The sequence below is a fragment of the Calothrix sp. NIES-2098 genome (genome assembly GCF_963875125.1).
Lineage (GTDB): Bacteria > Cyanobacteriota > Cyanobacteriia > Cyanobacteriales > Nostocaceae > Aulosira.
The window spans coordinates 6,402,396-6,422,120 of sequence record NZ_CAWNKJ010000001.1 but is presented as its reverse complement, the minus strand read 5'-3'; the positions used below and the strand labels follow the sequence as shown (position 1 = coordinate 6,422,120).

The following is a 19,725-nucleotide window of genomic DNA, read 5'->3' as shown; positions in this document are numbered from 1 at the left end:
GACTTCCTCACAAGTTCCTCAAGCTTTAGATATATCTTCAAGATGGTGCCAGAAAAATCAAGGCAGAGAAGCTGGCAAAGGTTGAACCAAAATGACGAACAGAACATTTGCAACCATTGATGGCAATGAAGCTGTAGCCCAAGTAGTCTATAAATTAAATGAAGTCATTGTCATTTACCCAATTACTCCTTCTTCACCAATGGCCGAGTGGGCAGATACGTGGTCTAGTGAAGGAAAACCTAACGTTTGGGGAACTGTTCCATCAGTAGTACAGATGCAGAGTGAAGGTGGTGTTGCTGGTGCTGTACATGGTGCTTTGCAAACAGGTTCGCTCACAACCACATTTACCGCATCTCAGGGATTATTGTTAACGATCCCGAATATGTACAAAATTGCTGGAGAATTAACACCTACAGTATTTCATATTGCCGCGCGATCGCTCGCTGCTCAAGCCCTCTCCATTTTCGGCGACCACAGCGATGTGATGGCAGCGCGGAGTACTGGTTTTGCTATGCTGTGTGCTGCATCAGTGCAAGAGAGCTACGATTTTGCTTTAATCTCCACGCGAGCGACGTTAGAATCACGAGTACCATTTCTGCACTTTTTTGATGGCTTCCGTACCTCCCACGAAATTAACAAACTGGAACTGTTAGCAGAGGAAGATTTACGAAAATTTATCCCTGATGAATTAGTACTGGCGCATCGTTCCCGCGCTCTCACTCCCGATAAACCCGTTTTACGCGGTACGGCGCAAAACCCTGATGTCTACTTCCAAGCTAGGGAAACCGTTAATCCTTACTATCTAGCCTGTCCAGAAATCACTCAAAAAGTGATGGATGAATTTGCGGCGATGACTGGACGACAGTACCAACTATATGAATATTACGGCGACCCAGTAGCCGAACGAGTTATTGTCCTCATAGGTTCTGGTTGTGAAGCTGTCCACGAAACCGTAGATTATTTAAATAATCGCGGTGAAAAAGTTGGTGTTGTTAAAGTCAGATTGTATCGCCCCTTTGATGCCCAAAGATTTGTCGCCGCTTTACCAGCAACTACCCGTAGCATCGCCGTCTTAGACCGCACCAAAGAACCTGGCGCATCAGGCGAACCTTTATATTTAGATGTGGTCGCTGCAATTCATGAAGCATGGGAAACAGGAAAAGCCTCATCTCCCTTGTCCCCCTTGCCTCTCCCCAAAATCATCGGTGGTCGTTACGGTTTATCTTCTAAAGAATTCACTCCAGCAATGGTGAAAGCCGTATTTGATAATTTGGCGGCGGCTGAACCGAAAAATCATTTCACGGTGGGAATTAACGATGATGTCACCCACACCAGCTTGAATTATGACCCAGAATTTAATATTGAACCAGACAATATAGTTAGAGCCATTTTTTATGGTTTGGGTGCAGATGGTACAGTAGGTGCTAATAAAAACTCAATCAAAATTATTGGCGAAGACACAAACAATTACGCCCAAGGTTATTTTGTCTACGACTCTAAGAAATCAGGTTCAGTTACAGTTTCCCATCTCCGCTTTGGTGCCCAACCAATTCGCTCTACATATTTAATTACTAAAGCGAATTTCGTTGCTTGTCATCAATGGGATTTTATAGAAAAATTCCCGATTCTTAAAGACATAATTCCCGGCGGTACATTCTTAATTAATTCTCCTTACGACAAAGAAGAAGTTTGGCAGCATTTACCAACCTCAGTACAAGAGCAAATTATTCAAAAACATCTGCAAGTTTATGTAATTAACGCTTACAAAGTCGCCCGTGCAGCAGGTATGGCTGGACGCATTAACACGGTAATGCAGGTTTGTTTTTTCGCCTTATCTGGTGTATTACCACGAGAAGAAGCGATCGCAGAAATTAAAAAGTCCATCCGCAAGACTTATGGTAAGAAAGGCGATGAAATTGTCCAGATGAATATCAAGGCCGTAGATACCACCTTGGATAATTTATATGCAGTAGAAATTGGAGAAAAATTCTCCGCATCTGCTGTTCAATCCCCAATCCCTGAGACTGCGCCTACTTTTGTCCGCGATGTCCTGGGTAAAATGATTGCCCGTGCAGGAGATGAACTACCCGTGAGTGCTTTACCATGTGACGGTACGTATCCTACTGGTACAGCGAAATGGGAAAAACGCAACATTGCTCAAGAAATACCTGTTTGGGTTCCCGATGTCTGCGTTCAGTGCGGTAAGTGCGTGATGGTCTGTCCTCATAGCGTGATTCGTAGTAAAGTTTACGAACCGCAGGAGTTAGAAAAGGCACCAGCGACTTTCAAGAGTACGAATGCTAAAGACCACGATTGGAAAGGTTTAAAATACACTATCCAAGTAGCAGCCGAAGATTGTACGGGTTGCGGTATTTGCGTAGATGTTTGCCCAGCGAAGGATAAAACAGAACTCCGCCGCAAAGCTATCAATATGGCTCCGCAATTGCCATTACGAGAACAAGAACGGGAAAATTGGGATTTCTTCTTAAGTATCCCTAATCCAGATAGACGAGATTTGAAGCTAACTCATATTAACCAGCAGCAAATGCAAGAACCGTTATTTGAGTTTTCTGGAGCTTGCGCTGGTTGTGGCGAGACACCTTATATTAAGTTAGCCACACAATTATTTGGCGATCGCATGATTGTCGCCAACGCTACTGGTTGTTCTTCGATTTATGGCGGCAATTTACCGACTACTCCTTGGACGCACAACGCCGAAGGACGCGGCCCGGCTTGGTCTAACTCGTTATTTGAAGATAACGCCGAATTTGGTCTTGGTTTTCGCGTTTCTATCGATAAACAGGCAGAATTTGCGGCGCAATTACTCCTTCAACTCACGCCAGAACTAGGCGAAAATTTAGTAAATAGTATTCTCAAGGCAGTACAAAAAGACGAAGCCGATATTTGGGAACAACGCAAACTAGTAGAAATACTGAAAAAGCAATTAGATGAACTGATTGCACTCGACACTCAAAACTCAAAACTCAGGACTCTTAAATCCCTGGCTGATTACCTGGTGAAGAAAAGCGTCTGGATTATCGGTGGTGATGGTTGGGGTTATGATATCGGCTTTGGTGGATTAGATCACGTCTTAGCTAGCGGACGCAACGTGAATATTCTCATCCTCGATACAGAAGTTTATTCCAACACAGGCGGACAAAATTCTAAAGCCACTCCGAAAGCAGCAGTAGCTAAATTTGCCTCTGGCGGAAAAGCTGCTGGTAAAAAAGACCTAGGCTTAATGGCGATGACTTACGGCAATGTTTATGTTGCAAGTGTGGCAATGGGTGCAAGAGATGAACACACTCTGAAGGCGTTCCTCGAAGCGGAAGCTTACGCAGGGCCATCACTAATTATTGCTTATAGCCATTGCATCGCCCACGGCATCAACATGAGTACAGCAATGCAGAATCAAAAAGCTGCTGTCGATTCCGGTCAATGGTTGTTATATCGGTTTAATCCAGAGCGAGTCAAGCAGGGAGAAAACCCATTACAGCTAGATTCGCGATCGCCTAAATTACCAATAGAGCAATATATGTACTTGGAAAACCGCTTCAAGATGTTGACTAAGAGTAGTCCAGAAGCGGCGAAGCAGTTACTTCAAGAAGCTCAAGAAGATGTAAATACCCGTTGGCAGATGTATCAGTATTTGGCTGCACGCCAACTACATAAAGCCTAGTGCAGGAGGTTATTATGGATTTAACTACATCTTATCTGGGAATGATATTGCGATCGCCTTTGGTTGCTGCTGCATCTCCCCTATCTGAAGACATTGACAACATTCGACGCATGGAAGACGCAGGTGCGGCGGCGGTAGTGATGCATTCGCTATTTGAAGAACAGTTGCGCTTAGAACGCTATGAACTTCACTATCACCTGACTTACGGTACTGAAAGCTTTCCTGAAGCTCTCACTTACTTTCCCGAACCCATGAGCTTTCGGGTAGGGCCAGAAACTTACTTGGAGCATATTCACAAAGCCAAACAGAAGGTAAGTATTCCAATTATTGCTAGCCTTAACGGCTCTTCGGTTGGCGGTTGGACGAACTATGCCAAACAGATTCAGCAAGCAGGAGCAGACGCACTGGAACTGAATATTTACAACGTCCCTACTGATATGGAATTGACGAGTGCAGAAATTGAGCAGACTTATATTGATATTCTGCTGGCAGTGAAAGCAACAGTAACTATTCCTGTCGCAGTCAAACTCAGCCCCTACTTTACGAACATGGCCAACATGGCAAAACGTTTAGATGAAGCAGGTGCAAATGCATTGGTATTGTTTAACCGCTTTTACCAACCGGATATTAATCTCAATCTTTTAGAGGTGGAACCCAACGTACTTTTAAGTACGCCGCAGTCATTGCGCTTACCCTTACGTTGGATTGCAATACTTTATGGTCGCATTCAAGCAGATTTAGCTGCAACTAGTGGCGTTCATAAAGGCGAAGATGTAGTCAAAACGATCGTGGCTGGTGCGAGTATCGCAATGTTTGCCAGCGTACTGCTACGACATGGTATCAACCACATTCGAGTCATCGAGCAGGAAATATGCCAATGGATGGAAAAACACGAGTACGAATCAATCAAACAAATGCAGGGCAGTCTGAGTCAGAAACATTGCCCAGATCCCAGTGCTTTTGAACGCGCGCAATATATGCGATCGCTCTCTACCTACAAGCCAGAATGGAAAGCTGCTCACGATACATCTTACTATTTTGGCTAATTTGTTCAATAAGGGAACAGGGAACGGAGAACAGCAAAACTGTGACTTTGGATATTGTCACTCTCCTCTGCTCCTCTGCTACCTCTGCTCCCTCTGCTATCTTTACGATGCCCCTTGGCAATCCGGCAAAAAGCGAATACACTAAAGTAACTCAATATGAGTACAGATGTTCTACGCTAGCAGACCTCTACTCAGGTCTAAAGTCGCCACGCCATTACTAATTAACCCAAAGTCGGGGCAAGATGAGTAACTTTCATCAAAATGGGAAAGGAGATGCAACTGATAACAGTCAGAGTCAGCAATACGCCTCCTTGGTAGAGCAACTTGATTTGATGATTCGGGCAAGGTATCCCTTACTGTATGTGATTTCCGTTGAAGAAGAACCTGTAGAAGAAGTGCTGCTACAAGTTGCGTCGCGTTCTGTGCCCAAACGACAGGTTTTATTTTGGGATATTGTTCGGGGTTGGAGTGACAATGGTGCAGATAAAGGTTCGGTGATGGCTGCATTAGCACGCATTGCCAAAGCTGATGCTCAAACAGCGGCGATGTTTGTACTGCGAGATTTGCATCCATTTGTGAAAAACCCTACCACCGAGAAGAATGCACCTATAGTCCGAGAGTTACGAAACTTGACCCGAGAGTTAAAGCGATCGCGTAAAACTATTATTACGACCAGCCATACTTTAGAACTTCCCGACGAGTTACTGCAAGAGGTGACAGTCGTTGATTTTCCCTTACCTAGCGTCAGCGAAATCGATTATTTAATTCAAAAATTAGTAGTACCTGATAAATTAAATGTTTCTGGTTTGGCGCGGGAACAGTTAGTTAAAGCCTGTCAAGGTTTAAGTCGCACTCGGATTTCTAGGGTGTTAGCAAAAGCCTTAGCCGCCAAACAGCAGGTAAATGAGTCTGACATTGATGGTGTGTTGGAAGAAAAAAAGCAAGCAATCCGACAAACTGGAATTTTAGAATTTTTCACACCGCAAGAATCACTCAAACGCGTCGGGGGATTAGATCAACTCAAGCAATGGGTACTGATGCGTCAAGATGCTTTTACCGAAGAAGCCAGACGCTACGGTATTCCTAACCCCAAAGGTATGTTGCTGGTGGGGATACAAGGAACAGGTAAATCCCTCTCCGCCAAAACTATCGCCCATGAATGGCGCTTACCCCTACTGAGATTAGATTCTGGGCGATTATTTGGTGGAATTGTTGGTGAAAGCGAAAGCCGCGTCCGCCAAATGATTCAGCTAACCGAAGCAATGGCACCTTGCGTTTTATGGATTGATGAAATTGACAAAGCCTTTGGCAATATTACCACTGGTATTGATGGGGATTCAGGAACATCGCGCCGGGTATTTGGCAGTTTGATTACCTGGATGCAAGAAAAAACCAGTCCAGTATTTATTGTCGCCACCGCAAATAATGTGCAAATATTACCAGCCGAATTGTTACGCAAAGGCAGATTTGACGAGATTTTCTTTTTAAATTTACCTACAGAACCCGAACGCCAAGAAATTTTTAAAGTGCATTTGCAAAGGTTACGCCCTAGTCGCCTGCGAGAATTTAACTTAGCTTTGTTAGCCAAACAGACTCCTAACTTCAGTGGTGCAGAAATTGAGCAAGTAATTATCGATGCCATGCACCAAGCATTTTCCACAAGAGTTGAGGGACAAAGACGAGACTTCAATACAGAAGATATTTTACAGGCTGTAGCGCAGACAGTACCCTTAGCTGCGATCGCCCGCAATCAAATTGAAGCCTTAAAGCAATGGGCCGCAGAAGCAGGTGCAAGGGCTGCATCCAATGATATTCAATTAGTGGAGGAATTAAAGCAATACTCAACCCAACAAGGAATCGGGCCATTAGAAGTTGATTAACAAGAAAAACTCTGCGTTCTCTGCAATTTTTTTGAAATCTACAAACCATAATCAATTATGTCTCATTTCACAACTATCAAAGTTCAAATCAAACGCGGTGAAATTCTCCATGAAGTGTTGCAAGAATTGGGCTATCAAGTTGAATGCAACACTAATGTACGCGGATATCAAGGTAGTACCACTCAAGCCGAGTATGTAATTCGCCAAAAAAACGGTTATGACTTGGGTTTTCGCCGCAATGGTGAAAACTACGAAATAGTTGCAGACTTTTGGGGAGCAAAAATCAATCAACAGCAGTTTGTTAATTCTATTAGTCAAAAATATGCTCATAAAACCTTGATGGCAACAGTGCAAGAACAAGGCTTTAATGTGGAGGACGAAGAAGTATTAGCAGATGGAACAGTGCGGGTAGTTGTAGGGCGTTGGGTGTAATTGATTGTCAGCAAAAAAATCCCCGACTTGAAGAAGTCGGGGATATGAAACTTACTATTCTTACAAATATGAGCGATAAATTAATGGAATTTGATAGTAGTATCCGGCTTCTGATGAGCTTACTAATTAGTATTCCCAATCACTTGAGTTAGGCGATCGCTTTTTCTAAGACTTAATACCCCATATTTTGATAGTTTTATCTCTACTGCCGCTGACAAGAGTCTTGCCATCAGGACTGATAGCTACACAATAAACTGCATCAGTATGTTCTTTGAGAATGCGTAGGCATTCCCCAGTTTGCAAGTTCCAAATTCTGATAGTTTTGTCTCTACCACAACTAATAATAGTGCTTTCGTCTGGACTAATATCTACACAATAAACCCAATCGGAATGCCCTTCAAGTGTGAACTGAAGCTGTTTTGTCTGTAAATTCCATACTTTAATTGTTTTGTCTTTACTACCACTAACAATTGTCTGCCCGTCTGGGCTAATAGCTACAGACTCAACACCATTTGAATGCTGTTTAAAAGTGTGTATTAGTTTTCCAGTTTCAAAATTCCACACTTTGATGTTTTTGTCATTACTACCACTAACCAGAGTTCTTCCATCTATGCTGATAGCTAATGCTTGAACTAAGTAGTGTGAATGTCCGCTAATAGTACGTATAATTTTTTCTGTCTGCAAATCCCAGACATTAATTTCACTATACTCGCTGCCGCAGGCAACAGTCTTTCCATCTGGACTAATAACTAGGGAAAAAACGCTGTCAGTAGATTCTTTTAAAGTTTTTTTATGATATCCAGTATATAAATTCCAAACTTCTATTTTTCGTCCCCCAGCATAAGTGCCTCCTCTACTAATTAAAGTTGTTCCATCTGGGCTAATAACCAAGGATTGAACGTTGAAATCTTTTATTGAAATAGTTTGAAGTTGTCCGCTATACAAATCCCAAATATTAATAGGGCTTCCAGCACTGACAAAAGTTCTCCCATTTGGGTTAATGGCAACAGATGTGATGCCTTTATTCTGCTGTAAACTATGTAGACAAGTGATATTTAGCCAGGGATTATATTCTTGTAAAGACTGTTTGACTCTTGCTTCTTCCCGGTGGCAAAGTAAGGAATAAGCAGCCCACTTTAACTTTCCTGATTCAGATTGCCAAGTATGAATTACTAAGTCTAAACCTGCTTGTCCGTAATTTAATGCTTCTTTTAGTGCGGCATTTTTTACTTCTATATCTAAACTTCTCAAGCGGCTTTTAACACCCTCTATGCCACCTAAAACAATACCATCAGCAGGTGGTAAGATTTGCCCACCTAACACAACATCATATTCTCTAGGTTGCTTCTGATTTTCTGGCATTGCATTTTACTAATTTATGGTTCTTGTTTAAACGAACCGCCAAGACGCAGAGGGCGCAGAGAGGGGATTATTTGAGTTTAGCGATCGCACTTTTATTTACTAACATCTTCCCCGTCAATAAATCTTTGACCGTTACTACTAATATCCGTTGTTCGTTAACTTCAAATTGTGCTTGTATTCTGTCTACTCCTGTTTGTCCAGGTGGTTCGAGATGGGCAACACATACTTGTTGATGATGAGTTTCTAAAGAACGATAGCTATCTTGTTTTACTAACTGGCTACTCGTCATTCTGCCTTGAACATCGTAAGAAACTTCTGCTTGCGAAACTTCTGCTACTTCGCCAATATCAAGGCGAATTTCTCGCTGTCCTTCGGTGGCTACTTGCAAAGTTAAATTTTCAGAACGCGCCCCTGGATATTTTGCACCTTTTTCAATCAAAGTGAAATAAGAATAAGTTTTGCTGTGGGGTTCCCAAAGCCGGATAGCATAACTGTGGCGCAGGTAATCATCAACTGCTGTCATCTCGCTAAGTGCTAATGCGCCATGTGCAACAGCTTCAAATGGTTTATCTAGCTTTACTTTTTGTCTGCCAAAATAAGAAATTACTAGTTGTTGGATCGCGGGAATTTGACAAGTGCCGCCGACTAATAAAACTTGTTCGATGGCAGATTTGGCGATACCTTTAGAAAGTGCGATCACTAATACTTCATCTATTGTTTGTCTTAACTGTTCTAATAATTGTTGATTTTCTAAAATTTCGCCTAATTCGTCCCTATCTAGCTGCAATTCATGGGACATAAAATTTTCATCATCAAACCAAGCTTCTTTGGCTTCATCTGTTGTTGAAAGTTGAATTTTCACCCTTTCTGCTACTTCCAATAAATTCATAAAACCGATTTCTCCTACTTCCGCACGGTAGGAACCGATTTTTTGCAGATAATGTTCGACAATCCAGGTATCAATATCTACACCGCCAATAAAAGCATCAGATTTGGCTAAAACTTCAGCGCGTACTGCTTGCTGTTCGGAAGCAACGCTAACAGTCCGCACTAAACTTAAATCTAGGGTTCCGCCACCAAAATCAACTACCAAAACTACAGCACCAGGACGCTTGACTGCATAACCAAGGGCGGCTGCTGTCGATTCATCCACAATTTGCACTGCGGGAATATTTAGCTTGTCGCCTAAGTTGCGGAACCAATCAAGATATCGTTCAAACGCACCTACGGGAACTGTGAAAATAGCGTGGCTTGGTTGTAGTTGCTGTTCAATTTGCTGCCAAATTTCTCTTAGAAATAGTTCTGAAACTACTTCAGCACTATAACTATTACCATCTAATTGTCGTGGAGGTGGTACAAAATCTGCTGCCAAATCGCGTTTGAAAGCGCGAAAACAGCGTTCGGGCTGGGCAAACCCTAAGCGTTTGGCGCGTACAGATTCACCAAATAAAACACTATTTTGCCCTTCCACAAACACCAAACTTGGTACAACGCTTACCTGTTCCGCCCCAAGTTCAAACCGACGCGACATCGAATCAAATCGCAATGTACGGGGTTTTTGCGTAATCAAATCTGTAGTACAAACAACAGTATTACTTGTACCAAAATCAATTATTACTGTAGTCATTGCTCAGTTGTCATTTGTCATTTTTCTCCCTTGTCCCCCTTGTCTTCCCCCTCTTCCATATCTCCCTTTTCCCTCACTTCCCCTGTCCTGGTAAAGTGCGGCTAACTTTGGCTGGGCAAAGAATTTTTCCTTGATGCTGATAACCGATAAATCGAATGTAAACTAACTCTCCTTCAGTAATATCAGCGGTGTCTGGTTGATGAAGTTGGGAATTATAAGTAACTTGTTCCCAAGGTTTGCCTATTTGTTCGTAGCCCCATTTACCAAGCAAATTATCTAGAGGCGTAAACAACGAAAGTAAATTTTTTGCAGGTAATTCTGGTTTCACACTCACCATTTGGTAAATGCTGGGATAGTTGGTCAGCAATGTCTGCAATTGCTCAAATGTAGAAATGCGAAATTCTTCTGTCAGTTCAAGATGCTGTTGTTGTAATTCTTCATGTAGTCGTAAGCCTTCTTGATGCAAGGCTGCTTTTTCGGAAATAAGTTTCTGTATCTTTTCTTGGGATTCTAAATATTTTTGATGTGACGTTTGGAGTTCATCTTCTAGAAGTTTAATTTGTAATCCTAAGTCTGGTTTTTGGCTTGTTACAGCCTTAATCGCTGGAACTATCAACAGCACTAGACAAAACTCTATTGCCATTGTTAAAAGGCTTAAAGGAGAAAACATTCCCATCTGCATCCCTCTTAAATTTGTTTGAGAGATTGGTTTTCTGTTGCTGTTTCACCTTCACTACCTTCGTAATACTCAGGCAATAATTCTTGATTTTCTACTTTTCCTAAAGCGTTTTCGATTTCTGATGTTGTATTCGTACAACTCGAACCAGAAGCATTAATTACTGTTTCAGTAATTTTCCCATCTTTACCAATGCGGTACTCAATTTTTTGATACTCAGCCATAAGTATAGATTTTTGATTTTTATCAGTTTGGAAGTGACATAATAATCACCATGTTGTAGCAAATTCCCAACAATGGCAATCAGTACTGGCACTAATACTTTTTCACATTAACGCTGATACATCTAGGCAAGCTGGGAGAGTTAAGTGTATCAAAATTTCTGCGAAATGGTATAACAGTATTTTCATATTTTAGTACTAAAGTACTACTATAAGTCAATCGGGCAGAAGATAATTAAAAAAAATAAGGTAAGCATCGCTTACCCTACTTTTGATGTCTATGTGTTTGTTATCTCTGAAATTATGTCAACGGACGATAAACGCGATAGTTGAGATTCGGGAAGATATTATCCATCAACTCGACTTTTTCTAGCCAGCCGCTATCAACTTTGCCAATTTTCACATCTTCGTAAAGCTTATTAAACCGCATTAAGTGCGATCGCGTCCTTCTCACGGCATAGGGAACCATTGTTCCCGTGCGCATAATAAACGCCCAATCGGAAGATTGTGCCAATAGTAACTCCCGCGCTGCTTGGTTTAAGGCTTTCCATTGCAATTCATCTTCTGGTTCCAAGTGGGAGATTTCAATCATGCGTTCGGCTGCTTTATGCAAATGCGGGTAAATCCAGGCATTTGTATCGTTTAACCAATACTCATGGAATCCCTTGAAACCCCAACTCGACTGGGAAGGACGACAAACTTGCTGAGTCGGTTCTGCCCGTAAATAATCTGCTAAGTGAGTCATGGCGTAGGTTCCTTGGTCATACCATGATTTACGGAATAGGTAATCAATAAACCAAGGGCCTTCATACCACCAATGCCCAAATAACTCGGCATCGTAGGGCGAAACAATAATCGGCGGACGCTGCATGATTCCATGCAAATGTTCAGCCTGCCGTTCTCGATTATACATAAAGTTGGCAGCGTGTTCTGCTGCTTTTTCTCTTGCCCAATAAGGATCGTAGAGTGCTTTATCTGAAAGCCCTAAGCCGCGTCCGGTAATTTTGTGATACTTAATCCCAGTATTCTTGCGCTGTCCATTGGGCATGATGTAGGGCTTGATGTACTCATACTCAGCTTCCCAGCCCAAGTCTTTGTAAAACTCGCGATATTCTGGCGCACCAGGATAGCCCACTTCCGAAGACCATACCTGTTGAGAAGATTCGTGATCTCGTCCAAAGGCAGCGACACCAGTTTCGGTAAAAATAGGGGCATAAGTGCCAAATCGCGGACGGGGACGGGCGTAAAGAATCCCATGTCCATCGGTGAGGAAGTAGCGCAATCCTGCATCTGCCAGCATTCGCTCTACACCTTCATAGTAGGCGCATTCCGGCAACCAAATACCTCTAGGTGCTTGTCCAAAGGTTTCTTCGTAGTGTTCGCAAGCTACTTTAATTTGTGCCCACACGGCTTGTGGATACATTTTCATCAATGGGAAGTAGCCGTGAGTAGCACCACAAGTAATGATTTCCAGGTTATTAGTATCTTGGTACTGCTTAAACGCTGTCACTAAATCGCCCTTGTAGCGTTCCCATATCTGACGCGCTTCGTTAAACTCTGCGGCGTAATGTTCGGCTAAATATTTAATATGACCGTTGTGAACATTACGTTCAGCTTCTAGTTCTATGAGTTCTTCTAGTTGGGCTAAGTGTGCATCATAGCGTTCTTGTAACAGCGGATCGCGGAGCATTGATACCAAAGGTGGTGTCATGCTCATCGTAATTTTAAAGTCGATGCCGTCTCGCTTTAAGCCTTCAAATACTTTCAATAAGGGAATATAAGTTTCAGTAATGGCTTCATATAGCCATTCTTCCTCCAACACATAATCACTTTCTGGGTGACGAACGAAGGGCAGATGTGCGTGGAGTACTAGCGCGACGTAGCCTTTAGCCATAGTTATTCTGGGGTGGTACGTGTAAGTTGAAGGTCGAGAGGTTTGGCAGAAATTAACAATATTTTAAGACTTTATTGGGATCGTGACATTATTTAATGATTTTTTCTGATAATTTTTTTATTTTGGAAAAATTTTAATCTGAATATTTTAATGAAGAGTCTAGATAAATTTTCTTGCAGATGCATTTGCTAGGCGATGTCTAACGACAAGCCGCTTTGCGCCTACGCAATTTTAAACAAACAAGCTTGAATTCTGGTATTTATAGACTACTCGATCGGGCGGCTCGGTAAATCTATTTGTTTGCAGTATAAATTAGATTCTCAGGGAGGTGCATCAATGTAAATATCGCCTGCGGGAAAAATTATACTTTCTGTGACATCTTTTGAACTAGGTGCAGCAACAAGGGTATTGAGACACAAGTAATTCAAAATTAGAAAGACTGATTTTTTATCAATCTTTTAATGGCTAATTCTATGTAAATTAAATAAAAGACAATGTGATTTAGTATTTATATCGTTACAAGCTTGGCGATTTTCTTATTCCTCACTGTCTTGATACAAATCTTGCAAAGCTTGCAGTTGCGTCTTGCGAGAAACACGACGATATTTTTTACTTTCTAACTTTGGTTCGTACTGAGTTTGACCTTTGCCTTTAGTTTTCAGTTTCAGGTTAGATTCGGGGTCTGCTTGCTGGTTACGCTGAGTTTGATAAGCGATCGCTTCGTCTAAAAATTGCAGATAATGTGGATAGCGTTCCCAATCACCCCGCACAGCACAGTCAGGCTCCTCCCGATGCAAACAATCACTAAATCTACAGCTAGCAACTGCTAACCGCGCTCTCGCTTCGGGGAAATAATATACTAATTCTTCTGGAGTGCAATCGAGGTCGGGTTGATTAAAGCCTGGAGTATCTGCTAGTAAACCTTGGCTAGGTAGTTCAAATAATTCTACATGACGGGTAGTATGGCGACCGCGAGCTAATTTCCCAGATACTTCCCCGACGCGCAAATTTACATTAGGAACTAGTGAATTTATCAAACTAGATTTGCCAACGCCAGAAGGGCCAGCAATTACAGTAGTTTTATGATTTAAATATTTAGATAAATGGTCAATATTTATACAATTTTTGACACTAATAAATATTGGTTGATAACCCCAGCCAACCAAGCGATCGCTAATTTCTTGCTGTATCTTTGGTGAAATTAAATCGCTTTTATTCAAGCATAAAACCACATCCAAACTAGTAGATTCAGCTTTCACTAGAAAACGACTTAGCTGATAAGGTTCCAGTGGTGGATCTGCCACAGCAAATACCAGCATAATCTGGTTGACATTGGCAATTGGCGGACGGTCTAACTGAGTTTGACGGGGTAAAACATCAGCGATCGCGCCTCTTCCCCCAGACCAATCGGGTTCTTCGATGACTACGCGATCGCCCACCATCACCTGTTGTCCAATTTTTTTTAACCGCGTTCTACGGGTACACAGAAGCATCGGGGGATGAGAAGAATCTTGCTTCCCCATCTCCCCAAACTCTTGATCCAGCTGGACTTGGTAAAAATTCGCTTGTACAGCTAACACTGTACCGAGTAACTGTCCAGTGGTGAAATTAGTTGCTCCTGTCATTGGGCGATCGCAGGACGGCGGACTAACAAAGAAAAATAACCAGTGCAATCTGCAATTTGTTCTACCTGATAGCCAGCCATTGCTAAACTATCAGGAACTTGCTCAATTGGCTCTCCAGGGTCTAGCCAAACTTCTAGCAAACCTCCCGGTGGCATTTTTTCCAGACGTAATTTTGTCCGGACAAAATTAATCGGGCAAGGAGTGCCGCGTAAATCAAGTTGAGCATCAGGAGATGATAGAGAAGATACACTCATTACTTAAACAGATTACCCAAGAATCCTTCTAAACCGCCTTTACCAGTCCGATCTCCCTTAATTTTAGCCAGCTTCTCTAACAATTCTCTCTCCTCTGGAGTGACTTTAGTAGGAATATCAATCAGTACCGTTAGCATATGATCGCCCCGACTGACTGGATTGCCTAAGCGTGGTACACCGCGATTTTCTAGCTTCATCACCGTATTTGGTTGAGTTCCGGGCGGGATAATTAATTCTACTGGCCCATCAACCGTATCCACCTCTAAACGGCAGCCTAAAATTGCTTGCAGGTAACTAACTTTGATTTCCGAGAGAATGTTAATCCCATCCCGGTGAAATTCTTCGTCTTCATTCACAAACAAGTAGACGTATAAATCTCCTGGAGGGCCACCTCTTTGACCTGCATCACCTTCTTGGGAAATTCGCAGGCGCGTACCATTATCTACACCAGCAGGAATGGTAATTTTGAGTTTCTTAGTGATTTGATTTGTGCCTTTACCGTCGCAAGCATCACATTTATCCTCAATCACCGTTCCCGTACCATTACAGGTAGGACAAGTAGAAACTTGAGTAAAACTACCAAAAGGCGTTCTCGTGACACGGCGTACTTGACCTGAACCGCTACAAGTCGAACAAGTCCGCGGCCGAGTTCCGGGTTTTGCACCCGAACCGCTACAAACATCACAGGTTTCTAAATGCGAAATGCGAATTTCTTTTTCACCACCAAATACCGCTTCCCGAAAATCTAACTTCAGGTCTAATCGCAGATCGTCACCGCGCACAGGCCCGCTGCGTCGTCTTTGCGTTGGGCCACCCATTCCACCAGCAAAACCACTGAAAATGCTTTCAAAGATATCGGCAAAACCGCCCATATCACCCATATCTTGGAAGCCAGCCGCCGCCGCACCAGAGACACCAGCCTCACCAAAACGGTTATAACGCTCTCTCATTTCTGGCTCGGAAAGCACTTCATAAGCACGGTTAATTTCCTTAAACCGCTCCTCTGCTCCCGGTTCTTTGTTCACATCTGGGTGATACTTCCGGGCTAGGCGGCGGTAAGCTTGTTTGATTTCTTCTTTGTCGGCGTCACGAGAGACACCCAGAATTTCATAATAGTCGCGGGCCATATAGCAAAGGTAAAAGTTAGAAGGAAGAAAGCAGAAGAGCCACTGCGCCCTTAAGGTTTTCCCAGCTTGTACTCCTAAGGAATCAAAGCTGGGTAGCATGTGGCGTGGCAGAAAGTAGAGGGCGAAAGGTACTAGTTAAATTTTGTTAATAATTGATTTTACCTTTTCCCCTTTACAAAAATCACCAGTAAGTATTAAGCAACAGGTGCTTTCCTCGTAGGAGACGATAAAAGCTACGAAAATGACGAGCAAAATCAAATATTTGCTCTGACTTCCCACTGCCTGAAGCTGTCTCTTTTACAATTGTGCTACGTGGCAGGTAAAACCCCGCCCATCCACTAGAGGGGCTAGCCGCACAATTAGGTGTGGAAAACCCCCCATAGGTGTTTTGGCATCTGTGCTGGGACAGATTTAGCCCACGGCAATCGCTTATACAATCTAGCAAACTTAAGGATTTTCAGGGAGATGAGGGTCTGAGGAAGAAAAAGAAGCAGCGAGCAGAAGGCAGAAGTTTCTCCCCTGCCACGCCAGTCGCCTCAAGTCGGGAAACCCTTTCGGCAGTTCCTCATGGGGGTTTCCCCCATGAGGAACTGCCTCACCACGGCGCTGGCTCCCCTACACCCTGCCCCTCTGTCTCTTCCCCAATCCCTAATCTATCGCTTCGTAATCAGCCTGTGCAGTGCTTTCTTCATCAAAATCAAAGTTAAATTGAGGTATTAGCGTACCGCCCATTGGTGGCTCTGGTTGGGAAGCAAACTGCTCCTGTGAAATTTCCGATTCTACATCTATGTGGCTGTTAGTACGGTTATATACGTTAGCACCAATGGCAAATAGAGTTTTTTGGAATTCCTCCAAGTTCTGCTGAAATTCTGGTAAGGAAATATTAGAGTTAGTCATGGCTGCTTGGAGTTGTTTGGCTTTCTCATTCGCCAAAACTTTCATATCATCAGCAATTAAGCCACCGTTGTCCTTGATAGTCGATTCGTAGCTCAAAAATAGACTTTCGGCTTGATTTTTCAGTTCTACGAGTTCTTTACGCCGTTTATCTTCTTCAGCAAACACCTCGGCTGCTTGCCGCATCTTCTCGACTTCTTGGGTACTTAAACCACCAGTATTAGTAATCCGAATACTCTGCTCTCTACCAGTGCCTTTGTCTTGCGCACCAACCTTGAGAATGCCATTCACATCGATTTCAAAAGATACTTCTATTTGCGGTACACCACGGGGAGCTGGAGGAATTCCTGCCAACAGGAACTTGCCGAGACTTTTGTTATCTCGTGCCATTGCCCGTTCACCTTGCAGAACGTGAATTTCTACTGAGGTTTGTCCATCAACTGCTGTGGAAAAAATTTGCGATCTACTAGTAGGAATTGTGGTGTTACGTTCGATGATTTTGGTAAAAACTTCACCCAAGGTTTCAATTCCCAATGATAGGGGGATGACATCTAATAACAGCAGATTATCGACTTCTCCACCCATAACCCCTGCTTGGATAGCAGCACCTAGCGCAACTGCTTCATCAGGGTTAACTGAGCGATCGGGTGTTTTGCCATTAAAAAATTTGATGAGAGCGTTTTGGACTGCGGGAATGCGCGTAGAGCCACCTACCAAAATTATCCGATCGATGTCTTGTGCTTTGCGATCGGCATCTTTCAGAGCTTGAATCATCGGTTCGATGGTAGCTTCAATCAAGTGCCCTGTCAGTTCTTCAAATTTTGAACGGCTGAGTTCTAGCTCTAAATGCTTCGGGCCGCTGTCATCGGCGGTGATAAACGGCAAGTTAATCGAGGTACTGAGCATACTAGAGAGTTCGATTTTTGCCTTTTCCGCTGCTTCACGCAAGCGTTGCAGTGCCATCTTATCTTGAGATAGGTCTATATTCTCTTGTTGCTGGAAGCGTTCAACGATCCAGCGCAAGATACAGTCATCAAAGTCGTCACCACCGAGTTGATTATTACCATTGGTTGCCTTGACTTCAAACACTCCATCTCCCAGTTGCAAGATGGATACATCAAACGTGCCGCCTCCCAAGTCAAAGACTAAGATGAGCTGCTCTTGGTCTTGCTTATCTAAACCAAAGGCTAAAGCTGCCGCAGTTGGTTCATTAATGATCCGTAATACTTCTAACCCAGCAATGGTACCAGCGTCTTTGGTCGCTTGCCTTTGGGCATCTGTAAAATAAGCCGGTACGGTAATTACTGCCTTAGTAACAGCTTCACCCAAAAAATTTTCTGCATCCTGTTTAAGCTTTTGCAGGATCATCGAAGAGATTTCTTGTGGTGTATAGTTACGTCCGCGAATTTGGACATCAACAGTATCGTCTCGACCTTTGACACAGGTATAGGGTGAGCGATCGCGTTCTGTTATTGTGTCTTCCCAACGCCGACCAATGAATCTTTTGATACTGAAGACTGTGTTTTCAGCATTAGTGACAGCTTGCCGTTTAGCCAGCTGGCCAACCAAGCGATCGCCCCCCTTTCCAAATCCCACAATACTTGGAGTTGTGCGTCCTCCCTCAGAATTAGCGATCACAACTGGTTGACCACCTTCCAAAACTGCAACGCAACTGTTAGTAGTGCCTAAGTCGATTCCTATAACTTTTCCCATACTGTTCAGTAATTTTACGGATTTTTTTTAACCGTGAGGCTTTGCGGACTATCTTATTTGATTTTTTTGTTACAGACCAACACCTACGGAAATGTTTGTGAGAAATGGGGAAACGAGAAAGCAGGGGAAGATGAGGAAAGCCAGTTCTTCCTGATTCGCCTCATCCACCTCATCCCTCAGTTACTTTTTTTTATTACAGTTGAGGTAAGCGATGCTCGCCCTTATAAAAACCAAGGCACTTTTGGTCAGTGAGGCGAGCAACTACAGGTTATGAGTTAGCTGGACTCGACTGATTATCTTGTGCTGGTGTATCTTCCTTGGGAGCCGCTACTTTTACCATTGCATGGCGCAGTACGCGTTCACCCAAGTAATAACCACGTACTAACTCTTCTAACACTGTTCCTTCAGGATGTTCATCCGTAGGTTCGCGCATTACGGCTTCATGCAGATTAGGATCGAATTCTTGACCTTCAGGACGCATTGGGGATACACCTAGGCGTTTTAAGCAATCGACTAATTGTTTGTAAACGCCTTGGTAGCTTTTATGAATAGTCATTTCACCATCAGTTTGTGGTTTGAGGTGCGATCGCGCCCGTTCAAAATTATCGACTACTGGCAACAATTCCGTAATCGTGTTGCGTTTTACCTGCACCTCTAAATCTTCTTTTTCTTTTTGATTGCGTTTGCGGTAATTCTCAAAATCTGCCGCAATTCGCAGATATTGAGTGTTGCGCTCTTCTAGTTGTGCTTTGAGAGATTCGATTTGTTGAGTCAATTCTGCTAAAGCTGCCGTTTCCTGTTCAGTTCTCTCAGCCGCCGATACACCATTTTCTGGTGTAAATGTAGTATCTTCTGATACATTATTCTGTGCTGTCACTGGCTCGTTCACCTCGCTGCCAGATTCGTTAGAGTTAATTTGGGCTGCGGAGTCGCTCTTCATTGCTTGCTTTACCTCTATTGGTTCACCCAATTGTTGGCTTGTATTGTTTACCTGTTTATTTTCGTCTATCATTGTCCACTCATCCCAGATACTATTTGCGGCATTATTTCACCACATCTACCAAACGTTGCGATTAACGGTTCGCAGAAGAGGCTGGTGTTTTTGCCAATATTTTCCTGGAAGTGATTGTCACTGCCCTCTTATTGTGACAAATGGTGAAAGCGTTAGCGCAGAAGCTTCCAGGGCGGTAAGCCGAACCGGGATAGTGGTTTGAGCACTATCATCGTTTAGGATGAGTGGCGATCGATAAACCTTTGCGCCTCATCATTAAGTTATAAGTGGTTTTTTTTACTAA

Annotated in this window: 15 protein-coding genes; 5 read left to right on the top strand and 10 right to left on the bottom strand. The window is 43.1% G+C overall.

Annotated elements, in window-relative coordinates; translation table 11 throughout:
• Positions 1-91 precede the first annotated feature (91 nt).
• The 4 genes from nifJ to AACU33_RS26880 all read left to right on the top strand — a co-directional run bounded on the left by nifJ (position 92) and on the right by AACU33_RS26880 (position 7,037).
• On the top strand, positions 92-3,679 hold the full coding sequence (gene nifJ / locus AACU33_RS26895; RefSeq protein ID WP_096592466.1) for a pyruvate:ferredoxin (flavodoxin) oxidoreductase: 3,588 nt from the start codon (positions 92-94) through the stop codon (positions 3,677-3,679).
• Positions 3,680-3,693: 14 nt separating this feature from the next.
• Positions 3,694-4,725, top strand: coding sequence for a dihydroorotate dehydrogenase-like protein (locus AACU33_RS26890; RefSeq protein ID WP_096592463.1), 1,032 nt, complete (start codon positions 3,694-3,696; stop codon positions 4,723-4,725).
• A 242-nt stretch (positions 4,726-4,967) separates the two neighbouring features.
• A complete protein-coding gene (locus AACU33_RS26885; RefSeq protein ID WP_096592460.1) occupies positions 4,968-6,605 on the top strand; it encodes an AAA family ATPase in 1,638 nt (545 codons plus the stop codon).
• Positions 6,606-6,662: 57 nt separating this feature from the next.
• Positions 6,663-7,037, top strand: coding sequence for a DUF1257 domain-containing protein (locus tag AACU33_RS26880; RefSeq protein ID WP_096592457.1), 375 nt, complete (start codon positions 6,663-6,665; stop codon positions 7,035-7,037).
• Positions 7,038-7,202: 165 nt separating this feature from the next.
• On the opposite strand, the gene AACU33_RS26875 is transcribed toward AACU33_RS26880, so the two are convergent.
• The 9 genes from AACU33_RS26875 to dnaK form a co-directional block, all read right to left on the bottom strand.
• Positions 7,203-8,399, bottom strand: a complete 1,197-nt coding sequence (locus tag AACU33_RS26875; protein ID WP_096592454.1) for a WD40 repeat domain-containing protein — start codon at positions 8,397-8,399, stop codon at positions 7,203-7,205.
• A gap of 67 nt (positions 8,400-8,466) precedes the next feature.
• Entirely contained in the window at positions 8,467-10,026 is a 1,560-nt protein-coding gene (locus AACU33_RS26870; RefSeq protein ID WP_096592451.1) for an Hsp70 family protein, read from the bottom strand.
• 73 nt (positions 10,027-10,099) lie between these two features.
• A complete protein-coding gene (locus AACU33_RS26865; protein WP_339376315.1) occupies positions 10,100-10,696 on the bottom strand; it encodes a hypothetical protein in 597 nt (198 codons plus the stop codon).
• Between the two features lie 17 nt (positions 10,697-10,713).
• Positions 10,714-10,926: a DUF2997 domain-containing protein gene (locus AACU33_RS26860; protein WP_096592448.1), complete on the bottom strand. Its 213-nt coding sequence runs from the start codon at positions 10,924-10,926 to the stop codon at positions 10,714-10,716.
• Positions 10,927-11,224: 298 nt separating this feature from the next.
• On the bottom strand, positions 11,225-12,817 hold the full coding sequence (locus tag AACU33_RS26855) for a glycoside hydrolase family 57 protein (RefSeq protein WP_096592445.1): 1,593 nt from the start codon (positions 12,815-12,817) through the stop codon (positions 11,225-11,227).
• Between the two features lie 536 nt (positions 12,818-13,353).
• Positions 13,354-14,442, bottom strand: coding sequence for a small ribosomal subunit biogenesis GTPase RsgA (gene rsgA / locus AACU33_RS26850; protein WP_096592443.1), 1,089 nt, complete (start codon positions 14,440-14,442; stop codon positions 13,354-13,356).
• Positions 14,439-14,696 carry a sulfurtransferase TusA family protein gene (locus AACU33_RS26845; RefSeq protein WP_096592440.1) on the bottom strand — a complete coding sequence of 86 codons (258 nt, stop codon included), beginning with the start codon at positions 14,694-14,696 and terminating at the stop codon, positions 14,439-14,441. The genes rsgA and AACU33_RS26845 overlap by 4 nt, the downstream gene beginning before the upstream one ends.
• Positions 14,696-15,823: a molecular chaperone DnaJ gene (gene dnaJ / locus AACU33_RS26840; protein ID WP_096592437.1), complete on the bottom strand. Its 1,128-nt coding sequence runs from the start codon at positions 15,821-15,823 to the stop codon at positions 14,696-14,698. The genes AACU33_RS26845 and dnaJ overlap by 1 nt, the downstream gene beginning before the upstream one ends.
• Positions 15,824-16,471: 648 nt before the next feature.
• A complete protein-coding gene (gene dnaK, locus AACU33_RS26835) occupies positions 16,472-18,430 on the bottom strand; it encodes a molecular chaperone DnaK (RefSeq protein WP_096592435.1) in 1,959 nt (652 codons plus the stop codon).
• 66 nt (positions 18,431-18,496) lie between these two features.
• Here dnaK and AACU33_RS26830 point away from each other — a divergent pair, with 66 nt between their 5' ends.
• Positions 18,497-18,682 carry a hypothetical protein gene (locus AACU33_RS26830; RefSeq protein WP_339376314.1) on the top strand — a complete coding sequence of 62 codons (186 nt, stop codon included), beginning with the start codon at positions 18,497-18,499 and terminating at the stop codon, positions 18,680-18,682.
• A gap of 16 nt (positions 18,683-18,698) precedes the next feature.
• Here AACU33_RS26830 and grpE read toward each other — a convergent pair whose 3' ends face one another.
• Complete coding sequence (gene grpE, locus AACU33_RS26825; protein ID WP_096592429.1) at positions 18,699-19,442, bottom strand: nucleotide exchange factor GrpE; 744 nt, start codon at positions 19,440-19,442, stop codon at positions 18,699-18,701.
• Between the last annotated feature and the right edge of the window lie 283 nt (positions 19,443-19,725).